Origin of the sequence: Pseudomonas nitroreducens (assembly GCF_010994165.1) — a bacterium.
GTDB classification, from domain to species: Bacteria; Pseudomonadota; Gammaproteobacteria; order Pseudomonadales; family Pseudomonadaceae; genus Pseudomonas; species Pseudomonas nitroreducens.
The window spans coordinates 108,565-123,988 of record NZ_WMBX01000007.1 but is presented as its reverse complement, the minus strand read 5'-3'; the positions used below and the strand labels follow the sequence as shown (position 1 = coordinate 123,988).

The window sequence follows — 15,424 nt, the reverse complement described above, 5'->3', positions numbered from 1 at the left end:
CTAGCCGAGGCCGTGCACGCTCAGCAGGTCCTCGATGAAGGCACGGGCGGCCTCGCTGCGCGGCCGCCCGGCGTAGGTGATCATGCTGTGCGTCACCTCGTAGCAGAGCTGCTCCGGCAGCAGCGGCTTCATCCGCCCGCGCTCGACCCAGATGTTCGCGTAGTGGGTCGGCAGGTAGCCCAGGTGCGTGCCGGCCAGCACCGAATGCGCCACCGCCTCCATGTGATGCGCGGTGGCGCTGCTGCGTTCGGGGCGGAACGGCAATTCCTGGTCCGCCGGCAGGAAGCCATGGCGCACCCAGTTGTACTCGGCGATCTGCTCCAGTGTCGGCTCGTGCGCCGCGAACAGCGGGTGGCGCTCGCCGCAGAACACGCCGATCTCTTCCGTGTACAGCGGCAGGTAATCCAGGGTCGGGCGCGCGCGGCTGAAGTAGGAAATCGCCAGGTCCAGCTGGCCGTCGATCACCGCCAGCTCCAACTCGGTGGGCGAATTCACGTAGAGGTTCAACTGCACGTCCTGCTCGCGACCGTGGAAGGCCGCCAGGGTCTCGTCGAAGCGCGCCTGCGGCAGGGTCGTGACGTTGTCCGCCAGCCCCAGGTACAGCTCGCCCACCAGCTTGCCCGAGAGCGCCTGCGCCTGGTCGCGGAACAGGCCGATGGCGTCGAACATCGCCTGGGACGCCTCGAGAATCCGCTGCCCTTTCGCGGTCAGGCGGAAGCCGCCCTTGCCGCGTTCGCACAGCCGATAGCCCAGGCGCTTCTCCAGGCTGCCGATGTGCATGCTGATGTTCGACTGGCTCATGTTCAGCTCGGCCTGCGCCGCGGTGAAGCCGCCGCACCTCACCACGGAGGCGAAGATGCGCAGCAGGCGCAGATCGAGGTCGGTGAAATTCCTGAGCATGGGCAGCGTCCGTCGCTGGGCGGGCGGCTAGTCTACTGCACGGGGCACGGCCAGTCCCGCTGGTGCGATCCGATGGAATCCCTGGCGCGCCCGCGAGTCCCTGCTCAGGTAGCCCTGATGGAGAGAAGCCATGCTGCTCGAAGGTTCCTGCCACTGCGGCGCCGTGCACTTCAGCCTGCACAGCGCCCATCCCTACCCTTACCAGCGCTGCTACTGTTCGATCTGCCGCAAGACCCAGGGCGGTGGTGGCTACGCGATCAACCTCGGCGGCGAGGCCGCCAGCCTCAGGGTGCGCGGGCGCAAGCACATCAGCATCTACCACGCAAAGCTCCGTGAGGAAGGTCAGCGCACGCGTACCAGTGGCGCCGAACGGCACTTCTGCAGCCTGTGCGGCAGCGGCCTGTGGCTGTACGACGCGCGATGGCCGGAACTGATCCACCCCTTCGCCTCCGCCATCGACACCCCGCTGCCCGTGCCCCCCGAACACACTTACCTGCTGCTGCGCTCGAAGGCCAGTTGGGTCGAAGTGCAGGCCACGCCCCATGACCTGCAATTCGACGATTACCCGCAGGAGTCCATCGCCCAATGGCACCAACGGCTGAGCCTGGAAAAGTAAGGGTCACGCCCGCCAGAACGGCTTGGCGATCTCCGTCGCCACCTGGCGCCGCGTCAGGCCGATGTCCTCGATCAGGTGCGGATTGGCCCTGGCCATCACGGCAAGTTGCTGGCGAAGCCGGGCGCGGGCCTGCCAGAGCGCCAGCAGTTCGGGCACGGCCGACGGGCTGAAGTGCCCCGAAGGAGCTTCCGACAGCAGCAGACGGGGAGTATCGTTCATGACAGCCTCCATGGACTCGGACCTCATGGGTCAAGCATGGAGAGCACCCGGCAAGCCGTCCTTAAGTGACGCCAAACACTTCCAAAAACTTGCAAAGGGGGCGGCATGCAGCAATCGCGTCTGGCTTTCGGCCCCTTCGTGCTCGATGGCACCAGTGGCACGCTCAAGCGCAACGACGTTCCCGTGGCCGTCGGATTCCGTGCGCTGAACCTGCTGAGCGCCCTGCTCCAGCGGCCGGGTGAAATCCTCGGCAAGGCCGAGCTGATGGACGCCGCCTGGCCGGGCCTGGTGGTCGAGGAAGGCAACCTCACGGTGCAGATCGCCCAGTTGCGCAAGGTGCTGGGCGAGGCCCCCGACGGCAGCTCCTGGATCACCACGGTGCCCCGCGTCGGCTACCGCTTCAGCGCAAGCGTGGAACCCCTGGCCGAGGCGTTGCGTGCTCCGCTGGCGTTGCCGGATGAGCCTTCGATTGCCGTGCTGCCCTTCGTCAACGGCAGCCCCGATGCCGAGCAGGACTATTTCGTCGACGGCCTGACCGAGGATCTGACCACCGAACTGTCGAGGGCTTCCGGCCTGTTCGTGATCGCTCGCACTTCGGCGTTCGCCTACAAGGGCAAGGCCATGGACGTGCGCGAGATCGCCCGCCAACTGGGCGTGCGCTACCTGCTCCAGGGCAGCGCGCGCCGCGCCGATGCCCGCGTGCGGATCAACGCCCAGCTGGTGGATGCGCTCAGTGGCGAACAACTCTGGGCGGAACGCTTCGACCGCGAACTGGCGGCCGTCTTCGCCGTGCAGGACGAAGTCGCCGGGCACATCGTCCAGGCCCTGCTCGGCCATCTGCGCACGCCCCTGCCGCGCAATCGCCCGAGGAACATCGAGGCCTACGAACTGTGCGTGCGCGCCCGCCAGCTGATGGACGACTCGCCACTGGCCGCGCGCGAAGCACACCTGATGCTCAGCCGCGCCATCGCCCTCGATCCGCAGTACGCCGAGGCGCGCCGCTGGATGGCGATGAATCACTGGATGGGCTGGATACACAGCGGCGGCCCCACCCAGGCTGAGCGCGGCGCGGCACTGCAGCGGGCGCGCGAGGCCGTGGCCATCGACCCCAATGACGCCGGCTGCCGCTGGAGCCTGGCCTACCTGCTGACGTACGAACGGCAGTACGCCGAAGCCGACCGGGAGTTCCAGCACGCCATCGAGCTCGACCCGAACGATGCGGACGCCTGGGCGGCGCTATCCGACGTCACGGTACTGGCCGGGCGTATCGACGAAGGCCTGGAGCACATCCGCCGGGCCTTTCGCCTCAACCCCTTCCCCGCCGGCTGGTACTACCTGACCCTCGGCCAGGCACAGTACGCCGCGCGCGATTACCAGGGCGCCATCCAGACCCTGCGCCGCGACGAAACCTACCGCAGCAGCTCGCGGCGCTTCCTCGCCGCCAGCCTTGCGCAACTTGGCCGGCTGGACGAGGCCCGCGCGGAAACCGAATTCTTCCTGGTGGGCAATCCAAGCTTCACCATCCGCCACTGGGTAGAGACCGAACCCCTGCGTGACGCGGCAGTGCGCGAACATTTCGTCGAAGGCTTCCGCCTGGCCAGGCTACCGGAGTAGGCAGCCCATCACGCAATTGTCATCTGCGCCGTTCAGCATGGGCGCTCATGTATCGCCCGCCGAACTCCGGCGGTGCGCTCGTCGCCAGCGCCAGATGACGGACCATGACGGTAGACACGAGCACCTCCCGCAAGCAGTTCCTGATCCGTTCCGAGCACATGACCGCCGACGATTTCGGCGAGCTCTACACGCGGATGTTCGGCAGCCTCTATTCGGGGATGCCGCGGCCCGAAAAGCCCATCGCCATCGGCGGCGTCTATGGCCGCTACGAGGGCGTGAGCTTCCGCCGCCTGAGCTTTCGCGGCGACCTGCTGACCGAGATGCCGGACCTCGACGACGAGATCACCTTCATCTTTCCCAGCGCCGGGCGCGTGGTCTTCAACCAGTCCGACGAAACCATCGGTACACCGCGCGTCGGCCTCGCCATCGAGAAGGCCTCGGTGCGTTCGGTCGGTTTCATCGATGGCCACGCACACCACGGCCTGTCGGTGCGCCGCTCGCTGTTCGCGCGCCGGCTGGCAACGCTGCTGGGCCGGCCGATCAGCCACAAGGTGCGCTTCCAGCCGCGGGTCGACCTGCGCAACAAGGCCTTCCAGGGCATCAAGGCGATCGTCGCCATGGCCACCGGCAACGAGTTCGACCTGCTGATCAATTCCAGCGCGCTGATGCCGGCACGCCTGCAGGAAATGCTGGTGGATTCGGTGCTGGAAATCTGGCCGCACAACTACAGCGACGCGCTCAGGCGCCCCGCGCCGCAGATCGCGCCGCGCCACGTGAAACTGGCCATGGACTACATCCAGGAGCATCCGGACGCCCTGATCAGCGGCAGCGACCTGGCCGAGCTGACCAACGTCAGCCTGCGCGCCCTGCAGGAAGGCTTCCGCCGCTTCGTCGGCAGCTCCATCGTCGCCTACCAGCGCGAGGTGCGCCTGCAGCGCGCCTACGACGCGCTGCAGCAGGACGGTTCGCAATCGGTCAGCGAGATTTCCCTGGCCCTGGGCTTCAGCAACGTCGGGCGCTTCTGCCAGTACTTCCAGAGCGCCTACGGCATGAGCCCGGCAGACCTGCGCAGGAACCTGTCGACGCCTGCCTAGGGAAGCCACCGGCTCTGTTCGCGACGCCTGCTCCGTTTCCAGAGGAAAACTCTGGGCCACCCGGGGGCGTAGGGCGCATAACCCGGAATGGGTTATCCGCCGCCCTGGCGGATAACGCCGTGGGCGTTATGCGCCCTACGTGTTGGAAAGCAAAACGGCCCGCCGCGTTGGACGCGACGGGCCGCTTACCTAGGCCGCCACCGATCAGAACTGGTAGCTGGCCTTCAGGCTGCCACTGGCGCCGTGGCTGCCGCTGCCGCCCAGTGCGCCGACTTCGGCGCCGACGCTGAAGTCGCCCTGGCTGGCGGTCAGGCTGAACGCGCCGCTGAACTGGTCACGGTTGTCGAAGGCGGCACGCTGGGAAACGTCCAGGCCCAGCAGGTGGCCTTCGCTATCGACCTTGTAGTCGCCCAGCGCGTGGTCGTAGCCGACCTCCAGGCCCGGCACCATCTGCCAGCCACTGCCCAGGGCCACCGGGGCGAACGAGACCTTGAGGTTGGCGTAGACGCTGCGGCGGTTCTCGCTGATATCGTTGACGTCCAGCGCCAGCCCACTGCCCTTTTCCTGGAAGCCATCCAGGTCCAGGTGGCTGTAGCGCAGACCGATGCTCGGCTCCAGGGTCACGGTGGACACCGCCGTGCGGTAGCCCAGCGCGACGCTGGCGCCGCTCAGGTTGCCGCTGGTGTCGCCCTTGGCTTTGCCCAGGCCGCCACCGATATCGCGCTTGCTGTCGTAGTCGAGCCAGCCATGGCTCAAGTCGGCGTCGACGAACAGGCCCTGATCCAGGCCATCGAGGGCGAGGCGCGCACCGCCACGGACAAAGGTCAGGTCGGTGTCGACATCACCGCCGCTCCCCCCGACGCGGCCCTTGCTGTAGCCGAAGCCCGCATTGCCACTGAGCTGCTCGGAAAAGCGCTGGGTGACGCCGACCATCAGGCCCTGGGTGTGTTCGTTGCTGCTTTCGGCGTTGGAGGTCGCGGAGTTGCCCTGATAGCCGGCCAGCGCCGTGGTCCACAGGCGGGTCTGCCCGGTCTTCAGGTCGACGCCGCTGGCGTAGGGCGCGGCAGCGCGGTCGATCAGCGCATCCTGGCGCAGCAGGTAGCTGGCTGCGTCGGCGTGCACCTGGCCGCCGACGGTGGACTCCACACCACCGAGCGTGCCGGCATCGATGGCCGACTGCAGGTAGTAGTTGTACGCGGTGTAGGCACCGGAGAGGCTGCTGTTCTGCAGTTGGGTCAGCAGCTGCGCGCCCGCGGCGGCGTTGCCCGAAAGGCCAAGAGTGCCCGGCAGGCTGTTGTAGTAGACCATCTTGCCGCGCAACACGTAGAGGGTTTCCTGGGACAGGCCGAGGCCCTCCTTGAGGTAGTTGTCCATGCTGCCGTACCGGGCGGTGACTTCGTCCAGGCCCGCCTGCAGGTAGCTGGCCTGCACGCCGATCAGCGGCGCGTAGATGGCCGCCATGCTGGCCGGAATCATCGCCAGGGTCGCCTTGATGCGGGCGGCAGTGTAGTCGTTGGTGGCCAGGTAGTTTTCCATGATGGTCTGGCTGTCCACCCCGGCGATGCTCAGCAGCACGGCGGCGGTCCAGCCGGTGCGGTCCTTGCCGGCGGTGCAGTGGAACAGCGCGGCACCGTCGGCGCCGGCCAGTTCGTTGAAGAGCACGGTGAACTGGCTGCGCATGCCGGCGTCGCTGACGAAGGCGCGGTTGGTTTCCTCCATCATGGCCACGGCCTGGGCCGCGCTGGTGAAGGAGATATTGGTAATGTTGGCGCCCGAGGTGGTGCTGCCGATGATGTCGATGTTCTGGTAAACCGCCCCGGCCGGCAGGGTGTCCGGCGTGGCAGCCGCCTCGACGGGCGTGCGCAGGTCGTAGACGTTGCCGATGCCCAGGCTGTTCAGCACCGCCAGGTCGGTGCCCCTGGGGGTCAGTGCGTTGGAGCGGTAGAACACGCCCGAGCGCATCACGCCGTCGTGGAGCGTGGTGTATGCGGTGGTGGTGCCGGCGATATCGCGGAAGTTGTCGATGCCGGCCAGGCGCGGGGTATCCAGACGGTTGGCCTCGTCCGCATTGGCGCAGGCGATGGACAGGCTGAGCAAGGACAGGGAAAGCAGAGCACGATGGAACACGGTGTAGCCTCTTTGAGCTTGGTTGGCGGGGCTACTATCGGGGGCCTTCGGGGCTCGAATGTGACAAGTCGGCGCCCATGAAAAATGGGCGCGCGATTGGTCCGTGGACTGCGTTTTCTGTCCGTGAGCGGCGCTTTTCTAGTCTTCGTGCCGGTCGGATGACTCGCGGTCGCGCTCATAACGGTGACGCATCGCGAAGTCCGGCAGCCAGGCTTCGCGGCGGCAGGTCCACAGCTCATAGGTGGGCTGGAACTGGTCCGGCGCATCCAGCGCGCCAAGGGCCACCTCGATCTCGCCGGGACTGCGGCCGAATACCGATGAACCGCAGCGTGGGCAGAAAACACGCCCGGCGTATTCCCGCGCTTCGCCGTCGATGCGCACGGCATCTTCGGGGAAGATCGCCGAGGCATTGAACAGCGCACCATGGTGCTTGCGGCAGTCCAGGCAATGACAGATGCCTACCCGGTAAGGTTGCTCGATGGCTTCGATACGCAGGTTGCCGCACAGGCAACCGCCAGTGATCTTGCCCATATTGCACCTCCTCATGGAACTGAGCGGGGTTTCCCCTCGCCTGACCTAGCTGCAGAGAGGGGTGTCGCCTGTTGACCTTTTCAGGCCGGTATACGGTCCTGCCAACCGACGCGCGGCAGTGCTCGAGGATGGTCGCCGCCGACCGATTTGGCCGTTTCGCGATATTCGTCGTCCGGATCGCGTGAGACAGCTTCCAGCAGCGCGCCTAGCATAGACCACCCAATTCGAAGAACCCGGCGCCCCGCCCGCGCGCCCTACCTTGCTGCCCCGGAGTCCCATGTCTACCACTGCTTCCCCCCTGGCCACGCCGACCGTGGCCAGCCAGGCCAGCCCGCTGGTGATGCGCGTGATCGGCGCCTGCGCCCTCGCCCACCTGACCAACGACCTGATCCAGGCCGTGCTGCCGTCGATCTATCCGGTGCTCAAGGCCAACTATGGCCTGAGCTTCACGCAGGTCGGCCTGATCACCCTGACCTTCCAGCTGACTGCCTCGCTGCTGCAACCCTGGGTCGGCTACCACACCGACCGCCACCCCAAGCCCTGGCTGGCGCCGCTGGGCAGCGTCTGCACGCTGATCGGCATCCTCATGCTGGCCTTCGTTGGCAGCTTCCACGCCATCCTGCTGGCGTCGGCGCTGGTGGGCATCGGCTCCTCGACCTTCCACCCGGAAACCTCGCGCATCGCGCGGCTGGCCTCCGGCGGGCGCTACGGGCTGGCGCAGTCCACCTTCCAGGTCGGCGGCAACGCCGGCAGCGCCTTCGGCCCCTTGCTGGCCGCAGCCATCATCATTCCGTACGGCCAGGGCCACGTGGCGTACTTCGGCTTGTTCGCGGTGTTCCTCGTCGGCGTGCTCTGGGGCCTGAGCCGCTGGTACCGCAACCACCTAAGTCTGTTCAAGCTAAAGGCCGGCGGCGTGGCTACCCATGGTCTGTCCAGGGGCCGGGTGAGCGCTTCGCTGGTGGTGCTGGCGCTGCTGGTGTTCTCCAAGTACTTCTACATGGCCAGCTTCACCAGCTACTACACCTTCTACCTGATCGAGAAGTTCGACCTCTCGGTGGCCAGCTCGCAGCTCTACCTGTTCGGCTTCCTCGGCGCGGTGGCCGCCGGCACCTTCTTCGGCGGCCCGGTGGGCGACCGCATCGGCCGCAAGGCGGTGATCTGGTTCTCCATCCTCGGCGTCGCGCCCTTCACCCTGGCGCTGCCCTACGTCGACCTGTTCTGGACCAGCGTGCTGAGCCTGGTGATCGGCTTCATTCTCGCGTCGGCCTTCTCCGCCATCGTGGTCTACGCCCAGGAACTGGTACCGGGCAACGTCGGCATGATCGCCGGGGTGTTCTTCGGCCTGATGTTCGGCTTCGGTGGCATCGGCGCGGCGTTCCTCGGTCACCTGGCCGACATCCACGGCATCGAGTACGTCTACACGCTGTGCTCGTTCCTGCCGCTGATGGGCTGCATCACTATCCTGCTGCCATCCACCAAAAAAGCCTGAGGCACCAAGCCTGGCGAACCAGGTGCGCCGGCTGGATCAGCCCTTCCGGCGCTCCGGTTCGGTCGCGTGCACGAACACCGTGTAGGTGTCAGCCGGGTGCGCCACGCCGGCCTGGTCCAGCGCGCGGGCGATGGAGCCGCGGTGGTAGGTCGCGTGGTTGAGGATGTGGAAGAACATCTCCTCGCGGGTCAGGCTGCCGCTACGGCCGTCGGTGAAGCGGAAGCGAATGACTTCGCGCCCCTGCTCCGGGGTCAGCGCGGCGAGCTGCTCGACGTACCACTGGCCGGAGGTCAGCAGGCGCTCGCGCAGCTCGTCGTAACCGGGCACCACCTGGGTATTGGTGGCCGGGTGCGCGTCCGCTTCGCCCTTCAGCCGTGCGCGGAACAGGTCCTCGACGATGGCCATGTGGTTGAGTTGCTGGAGCGCGAAGGCATGCTCCTCGGGGAAGCGCCCGGCGTCGATCTGGGCGATGGCGTCCAGCGCCCGAAGGTCCGACCAGCACTTGTAGGCGAAAGCCTGGGTCAGCATCGCGATTCCTCGTCAGTGGCGAAGGCGGCACTGTAGCGCATCCGGGGCTTGGGTTGTGCCGGCCCAGCTGCCAGACTGGCGATAGCCCCAAGGACGATTCGCTGCCATGAAAACCCCCGATATAGAAGCCATCCGCGCCTTCCTGCTGGTCGCCGACCTGAAGAGCTTCACCCGCGCCGCCGAGGTCGCCGGCACCACCCAGGCGGCGATCAGCCTGAAGATCAAGCGCCTGGAAGAATCCCTCGGCCGCGCCCTGCTGGAGCGCACACCGCGCCGCGTCACCCTGTCCGCCCAGGGCTCGGTGTTCATTGCCAGCGCCCGCCGCCTGCTGCAGAGCTACGACGACACCTTGCGCTGCTTCGACGCGCCGCGCCGTACCCTGCGCATCGGCGTAAGCCATCACATCCTCGGGGCGGACCTGAGCCACTGGCTCCAGCGTCTGGCGCAAGCCGATCCGGAGGTGATCGTGGCCTTCAGCCTGGGCACTTCGCGGCAGATGCTGGAGAGCTACGAGGAAGGCGCGCTGGATATCGCACTGATCCTGCGTCACGACAACCGCCGCCAGGACGGCGAGGTGATCGGCAGCGAACGCTTCGGCTGGATGGCCGCCGAGTCGTTCGAACTGGACGATGGCGCACCACTGCCACTGGCGATCCAGCCGGCGCCCTGCGGCATGCGCAGCATGGTCAGCAGCGCGCTGCAGGGGCAGAACCGCAACTGGAGCGAAGCCTTCGTCGGCTCGGGAATTCTGGCCATCGGTGCAGCGGTGTCGGCCGGTATCGGCATTGGCGCCATGGTCGAGCGCATGGCGCCGTCGGGCTGCGTCGATGTGCGCGAGCGCTTCGGCCTGCCTGAGTTGCCACCCCGCGACGTGGTGCTCTATTGCGCCCATCGCGACGCCCAGACACGCGCGCTGATCGGCGCACTGAGCCAGGCCATCACTGCCTGAGCCTCAGTGCAGGAGCACGCCCAGCCGCGCCAGGAACAGCGCCAGGGCGACGGTCAGCGAGCCGCAGAGGGCGACGGCAGCGAAGTGGATAAAGGCGATGTCACGAGCTTGCAGCGGTTCCTGGTCCATGAACGGCACTTCCTGAATGACGGTTGGGAGCCGCCAGTATCGAAAGTGCCGCCCACGGCAAACAGCGCACGCCGGCTATTTCAGCGATAAGCGAAACGCCTCAGTAGCCCGCCTGGCGATCCACGGTGTGCAGCAATTCGCTGCCTTGCAGATCCCGCAGGATATTCTTCGCCACCACCGCCGCGCCGCCTTCCACCTGCATGGTGCTGGCGATGTGCGGAGTGACCCACACCCGCGCGTGCGACCACAGCGGATGCCCTTCGGGCAGCGGCTCCTGCTGGAATACGTCGAGAATCGCCGCGCCGACCTGCCCCGCGTCCAGTGCCGCGACCAGGTCGGCCTCCACCACATGTTCGCCGCGGCCGACGTTGATCAGTCCGGCGCCCCTGGGCAGTTGCGCCAGCGTCTCGCGGTTGAGGATGCCGCGGGTGCTGTCGGTCAGCGGCAGCAGGTTGACCAGGATGTCGCACTGGGAGAGGAAGCTCGCCAGCTCCCCGGGGCCGGTGTAGGTCTTCACGCCGTCCAGCTCGCGGGCTGAACGGTTCCAGCCCAGCAGCTGGAACTTCAGGTGACGCAGTTGGGCCAGGCATGCCTGGCCCAACTGGCCGAGGCCCATCACGCCGACCCGGCTGGTCGAGGCCGGGAGGATGCTCAGCGGCTCCCACACCTGCGCTGCCTGCGCGGCGCGGTAGGCCGGCATCTCGCGGTGCAGCGCCAGCGCGGACATCACCACGAACTCGGCCATGATGTCCGCCAGGGACTCGTCGACCATACGCACCAGCGCCACCGATGGGGGAATCTTCGCCAGGTCGAACTGGTCCACCCCGGCGCCGGCCGCGAACAGCACGCGCAGGCTGGTGTAACGCTCGATATCGGCGACTGCCTTCCAGGTCAGCAGGTAGGTGACACGCGCCGGCTCGACCGCGTCGAAGCCCTCGACGAACTCCAGGTCCGGCACCTGGGCGGCCAATAGAGCCCGCCATTTTTCCGCGTGTTCGGGTTCGGCGTTGTAAAGAAAGATCACATCCTGTTCCTCACTCTTGTTCTCTGCACGTCCGGCCAGTTAACCAGCCGACCTGCGCGAGGAACACCATCGACAAGGCACTGCGGGCACGCAGACTGACTCGTCGGGCGCCTGCGTGACTTGGCGGAACGCACACAGCCGAAGCGCATTTCCTTTGACGGCGAATGGCCGAAGAACGAGGTGTGGCACTTGCTGAAATGGCTGGGCGAAACGAAGCCGCAGGCCAACGCCACCTCCACCAGCGACAGATCCGAATGCTGCAGCAGGCGGCGGCTTTCCGTGATGCGCAGCTCCAGGTAATGGCGCACCGGCGAGGTGCCCAGCGGCTCCGTGAACAGGCGCTCCAGCTGGCGCTAGGAACGCCCTACGCACTCGGAGAGCTGATCCGTGCTCAGCGGCTCCTCGATGTTCGCGCTCATCAGGTTGAGCACGTCGCGCAGCGGCTGGGCCATCTTCTCGTGCAGTGCCGGGCGGGTGCGGCGGTCACGCGATTCCTCGAAGACGAGGATATCGACGATGCCCTCCACCAGCTCGCGCCCGTGCAGGTTGTGGATCCACTCCAGCACCAGGTTGAAGGCACCGGTCGGGCTGCCGCGGTGAGGCGATTGCGGTCGAGGATATAGCTCTCGGCGGTGAGCACGCTGTTGCGCGCAACCTCTGTCAACGAAGCGCGATTTTCCGGGTGCACAGCGCATTGGTGCCCATCCAGCAGGCCAGCCTTGCCGAGGAACCAGGCGCCATCCACAGGCCAGCCAGAGCGATACCGCGCTCGTCGGCGAGCTGCAGCAGTCGGCTGAGGCCGGGCGTGTCCTTGAGCGGCGTGCGCAGGCCGCCGCAAACCAACAGCAGATCCATGTCCAGGTAACTGCCTTCCAGCCCCGCCGCCGGACAGATCACCATCTCCTTCACCGCCAGACGCATCAATCGGAGCGCGCATATCCGTTTCGGGCCGAAAGCGGCCCCTGGCAAGGAGCCGCTCCCCCACTGCGGACACCATCACCTCCACATCACCCACGGGATGAACGGTGCCTCCCATTGGGTAATCAAAACCGCACCCGAACCGAATCTCCACGGACCTCCGCCTGGCACGCCAAGGTCCAGCCCCGCCTGATCTCCTCATCGTTCAATACGTCGTTATTGCGCATGTGCACCGCGCCGTCCTCGACTCTGCAACGGCATGCTCCGCACAGGCCAGTACGACATCCACTGGGCGGATGGAGGCCTGCGCGCTCCAGGCTTTCCAACAATACTTCACCCGCATGACCGTCGGCCTGGAGAGACTGCCCATTCAGTTCGACCTGGATGCCATGTGTCACCTCACCCGCTGGTGGGAGCACCTGGCAGTGGCCACTGAAGCTCTCGCTGTGAATTCGATGAGGCGGAGCCCCGAGTTCCTGGAGGCATTCGGTGGCCAGGTCCATGAAGTCGGCGCCGCCACAGATGAATACTTCTTCATCCGACCATGGAGCCAGGAGCTGCAACAGTTCCTGCCTTCCTGCCCGGCCGCACTCGTCGGTGTAGCGGTTCTGCAGGGTAAATCGCCCTGTGTACTGGTTCTGCAGGGCTAACAGTGGGGCAGCAAAAATGGTGGAGGCCGGAGACTGATTCAGGTAGACCAGTCGAACACGGCCACTCCCATTTTTCAGCAGGTCACGCAGTATCGAATACACCGGGGTAATGCCGCTGCCTGCCGCTATCAGCAGGACACTCCCTGCTCTGCTGGGGCAAACGAAACCGCCCATGGGCGCCTTCGCCCGAAAAGTCATGCCCACCCTCTGTCCGTCCAGGAGCCAGTTGGAAGCCCGGCCACCTGGAACCCGCTTCACCGTGATCCGCAGGCAATCGTCCAGCCCTGGTGTGCTGGATAGCGAGTAGCACCGCCACAATGGCAGCTCGTCACAGGGCACCTGGATCTGAAGGTACTGGCCCGGTCGATAGCCCGGCAGCGATCGGCCTGCACTGGCTGGGACCAGTTCGAAGGAGCGGCAATCTGCGGTTTCAACCTGGACAGCCCGAACCCGTAGCGCGATCTGATCACTGGGCGCCTTCGTCGTGCGGCGTGCCGTGAGCATCGCCCAAGCAGGCTTGCGGGCAAATAGCAGGAGGAAGCCCAAGTGGGCAACGACCAGCCCTAACGTCAGGTTGGCAAGAAGCTCATGGCTTTCTGCTGGGTCGCCGGGAAGTTTTTCAGCATCCAGAACACTTAGCCTCCAGGCGTCCGAAAGCTCCAGCGCTGCGCTCGAATTGATGAAGTCCACATTATCGATCATCAGCCAACCCAACGCCGCGCACGCCGCCAGCATAGCCAGCAGGGCCGCAGTCAGGCCCTTCCCTACGCGGAGTTTCGCAGTTGCAGTGATACGTCGAGAGACGAGCAGCCGGGGAAAACCATTTGCCGAGCCAAGCGCTGCCAGCAGACGGACACACAGCAGGGCGATAAGCCCATAGCCCAACCACACATGCAAAGTCTCAGCACGTTCGCCGCTGAGGTACACCCCCACGAAAAACGCCGCAAGCGACCAGTGATAGAGACGAAACCGGTTGTACGCGTTCATGTCATGCCCCCTTTCTAAACCTTGAAGGGTTGTAGGCGGGCATCCTTAACTATCCATGAACCGCTCTAGCACGGTATTTCAGCTTGAATTAAGAAAAAGACCATAGATTTTGTATGGAAAATTCAGGGGGAGTACCCATGCGCCAGTCCACATTGATCACCAGCATCTTCTGTTCGTTTTTTTCCGCTCTGGCTCTGGCCGCCGATCCGGCTGCATTGCTCGACAGTTACGCCGCCCAGGCACGCCAGCAGGAGCCGAATTTCACCGGCTTTTCCGGCGAACGCGGCAAGGCTCTCTACTTCCGCGAAGAACTTCGCGACGGCAAGAACATGAGTTGCACCACTTGCCACGGACAGGACCCGCTACAACCGGGAAAAACGCTGACTTTCCGCAAGATCGAGCCATTGGCGCCGAGTGTTACACCCGCTCGCTTCACCGATGCGAAGAAGGTGGAAAAGTGGTTCCGGCGAAACTGCAACGACGTATTCGGACGTGAATGCAGTGCCCAAGAAAAGGGCGATTTCGTTTCCTGGATCAGCGACCTGAAATAGCCGGAGCGACGCGCATGAACAGAAAGGGACTGCTACTGATGTTCGTTGCCATGCTGAATGTGGCTGGCTGCAATGCTGAAGACCACGGAGGGAACAAGCACGGAGGGTATAAGCGGCCCAAACAGCTGGCTGTTTCTGCAGCCGCTCCACAGCCTTGGCGCGAAGAGTGTTCGGCCTGCCATCTGGCCTATTCGCCCGGGTTACTGCCGCCGGACGCCTGGAGGGTTCAGATGAGTGACCTGAGCAACCACTACGGCAGCGACGCGAGCCTTGATCCAGACACGGAGAAAGTCATTCTCGACTTCCTCCTCCAGGCTTCAATGGCCAACCGGCTTCCGGTGGAAGGCGGAAGTCCAGGCAACCCACCACGCATCACGGAAACGCGGTGGTTCCTGAAAAAGCACGACGACATCAGCGCTTCGACCTTCAAGCGCCCTAACATCGGTAGCGCGGCGAATTGCTCCGCCTGTCATCGTGACGCCGAGAAAGGGGACTTCGATGAGGATCGGGTGAAGATTCCAAAAGCGCAGGCCCAGAGCGCCGAAGTTGCCAATCTCATACAGCAGAAGCCGCAGCCTGCGGACAATTACGCGCCTCTCGCGGCTACTGCCAAAGGTTCTGGAGCCAGCAATAGCTGCAGGGTCACTAGCCTCACCTCCAATATCCATTGCGACACTTCCCCGGGTACCCCTGGTGAGCCCGCAACCGTGATTGTCTGGACGCAGGCCGCCGACGGAACATGGACTTGCTCCTTCAGTGGTTCGAGCAATACGGGACTCGTCCCTAGGAACTGCATGATTCTTGAGTCCCGCCAAGAGAACCTGATGCCTCCGGTAATAGAAAAATCGACGCGCTAGTGCCCGCCTGCAACTCGGAAAGAGCTCTGCAATACAAGCCTAAGCGGCGCAGAGGGCCAGTAGGCTGACTGAGCAAATTGTCAGTAATGCAGAAGTCCGCTCCTGACCAAAAGCTGCCCGTGAGAAGCGGACGCTCGCGGTCAGGCCGCGGCCCGATTGCTCGATTCAGCTCGGCACGGACGCTTCTTCTGCCCGGCTCCGGTGTTCCATGGCCACGGTCGTAACAGCCGTGAAAACGGCG

Annotated in this window: 15 protein-coding genes and 1 pseudogene; 7 read left to right on the top strand and 9 right to left on the bottom strand. The window is 65.3% G+C overall.

The genetic code is table 11. The annotated features are described in order from the left end of the window. A complete protein-coding gene (locus GJV37_RS26555) occupies nt 1-900 on the bottom strand; it encodes a LysR family transcriptional regulator (RefSeq protein WP_037008992.1) in 900 nt (299 codons plus the stop codon). A gap of 130 nt (nt 901-1,030) precedes the next feature. Between GJV37_RS26555 and GJV37_RS26550 the strand changes: the two genes are divergently transcribed. After that, on the top strand, nt 1,031-1,516 hold the full coding sequence (locus tag GJV37_RS26550; RefSeq protein WP_170859436.1) for a GFA family protein: 486 nt from the start codon (nt 1,031-1,033) through the stop codon (nt 1,514-1,516). A 3-nt stretch (nt 1,517-1,519) separates the two neighbouring features. Here GJV37_RS26550 and GJV37_RS26545 read toward each other — a convergent pair whose 3' ends face one another. Further along, nucleotides 1,520-1,735 carry a DUF1127 domain-containing protein gene (locus GJV37_RS26545; RefSeq protein WP_170859435.1) on the bottom strand — a complete coding sequence of 72 codons (216 nt, stop codon included), beginning with the start codon at nt 1,733-1,735 and terminating at the stop codon, nt 1,520-1,522. A gap of 105 nt (nt 1,736-1,840) precedes the next feature. On the opposite strand from GJV37_RS26545, the gene GJV37_RS26540 reads away from it, so the two are divergent. After that, on the top strand, nt 1,841-3,349 hold the full coding sequence (locus GJV37_RS26540) for a winged helix-turn-helix domain-containing tetratricopeptide repeat protein (RefSeq protein WP_170859434.1): 1,509 nt from the start codon (nt 1,841-1,843) through the stop codon (nt 3,347-3,349). A 104-nt stretch (nt 3,350-3,453) separates the two neighbouring features. After that, entirely contained in the window at nt 3,454-4,443 is a 990-nt protein-coding gene (locus GJV37_RS26535; protein WP_240967317.1) for an AraC family transcriptional regulator, read from the top strand. Between the two features lie 204 nt (nt 4,444-4,647). Here the strand turns inward: GJV37_RS26535 and GJV37_RS26530 are convergent, their stop codons facing one another. Next, the gene (locus GJV37_RS26530) at nt 4,648-6,570 is read right to left on the bottom strand and encodes a tyrosine-protein phosphatase (RefSeq protein ID WP_170859433.1); all 1,923 of its coding nucleotides are present in this window, start codon (nt 6,568-6,570) and stop codon (nt 4,648-4,650) included. A 138-nt stretch (nt 6,571-6,708) separates the two neighbouring features. Further along, nucleotides 6,709-7,101 (bottom strand): GFA family protein, encoded by a 393-nt coding sequence (locus tag GJV37_RS26525; protein WP_024763804.1) that lies wholly within the window; start codon nt 7,099-7,101, stop codon nt 6,709-6,711. 277 nt (nt 7,102-7,378) lie between these two features. Here GJV37_RS26525 and GJV37_RS26520 point away from each other — a divergent pair, with 277 nt between their 5' ends. After that, the gene (locus GJV37_RS26520) at nt 7,379-8,590 is read left to right on the top strand and encodes an MFS transporter (RefSeq protein ID WP_037008986.1); all 1,212 of its coding nucleotides are present in this window, start codon (nt 7,379-7,381) and stop codon (nt 8,588-8,590) included. A gap of 36 nt (nt 8,591-8,626) precedes the next feature. Here the strand turns inward: GJV37_RS26520 and GJV37_RS26515 are convergent, their stop codons facing one another. Continuing rightward, a complete protein-coding gene (locus tag GJV37_RS26515; protein ID WP_037008984.1) occupies nt 8,627-9,118 on the bottom strand; it encodes a DinB family protein in 492 nt (163 codons plus the stop codon). A gap of 106 nt (nt 9,119-9,224) precedes the next feature. On the opposite strand from GJV37_RS26515, the gene GJV37_RS26510 reads away from it, so the two are divergent. After that, entirely contained in the window at nt 9,225-10,067 is an 843-nt protein-coding gene (locus tag GJV37_RS26510; RefSeq protein WP_193453123.1) for a LysR family transcriptional regulator, read from the top strand. A gap of 3 nt (nt 10,068-10,070) precedes the next feature. Here the strand turns inward: GJV37_RS26510 and GJV37_RS29720 are convergent, their stop codons facing one another. The 4 genes and pseudogenes from GJV37_RS29720 to GJV37_RS26495 form a co-directional block, all read right to left on the bottom strand. After that, nucleotides 10,071-10,196, bottom strand: a complete 126-nt coding sequence (locus GJV37_RS29720; protein WP_256576486.1) for a hypothetical protein — start codon at nt 10,194-10,196, stop codon at nt 10,071-10,073. A gap of 100 nt (nt 10,197-10,296) precedes the next feature. Next, nucleotides 10,297-11,220 carry a 2-hydroxyacid dehydrogenase gene (locus GJV37_RS26505; protein ID WP_024763800.1) on the bottom strand — a complete coding sequence of 308 codons (924 nt, stop codon included), beginning with the start codon at nt 11,218-11,220 and terminating at the stop codon, nt 10,297-10,299. A 119-nt stretch (nt 11,221-11,339) separates the two neighbouring features. Then, nucleotides 11,340-12,120 (bottom strand): annotated as a pseudogene (locus tag GJV37_RS26500) (GlxA family transcriptional regulator); the annotation flags it as partial. Between the two features lie 143 nt (nt 12,121-12,263). Next, nucleotides 12,264-13,775, bottom strand: a complete 1,512-nt coding sequence (locus tag GJV37_RS26495; protein WP_170859431.1) for a 2Fe-2S iron-sulfur cluster-binding protein — start codon at nt 13,773-13,775, stop codon at nt 12,264-12,266. A gap of 137 nt (nt 13,776-13,912) precedes the next feature. Between GJV37_RS26495 and GJV37_RS26490 the strand changes: the two genes are divergently transcribed. Beyond that, the gene (locus GJV37_RS26490) at nt 13,913-14,326 is read left to right on the top strand and encodes a DUF1924 domain-containing protein (RefSeq protein WP_170859430.1); all 414 of its coding nucleotides are present in this window, start codon (nt 13,913-13,915) and stop codon (nt 14,324-14,326) included. Between the two features lie 14 nt (nt 14,327-14,340). Further along, nucleotides 14,341-15,183: a diheme cytochrome c gene (locus tag GJV37_RS26485; protein WP_170859429.1), complete on the top strand. Its 843-nt coding sequence runs from the start codon at nt 14,341-14,343 to the stop codon at nt 15,181-15,183. The last annotated feature ends 241 nt before the right edge of the window (nt 15,184-15,424 follow it).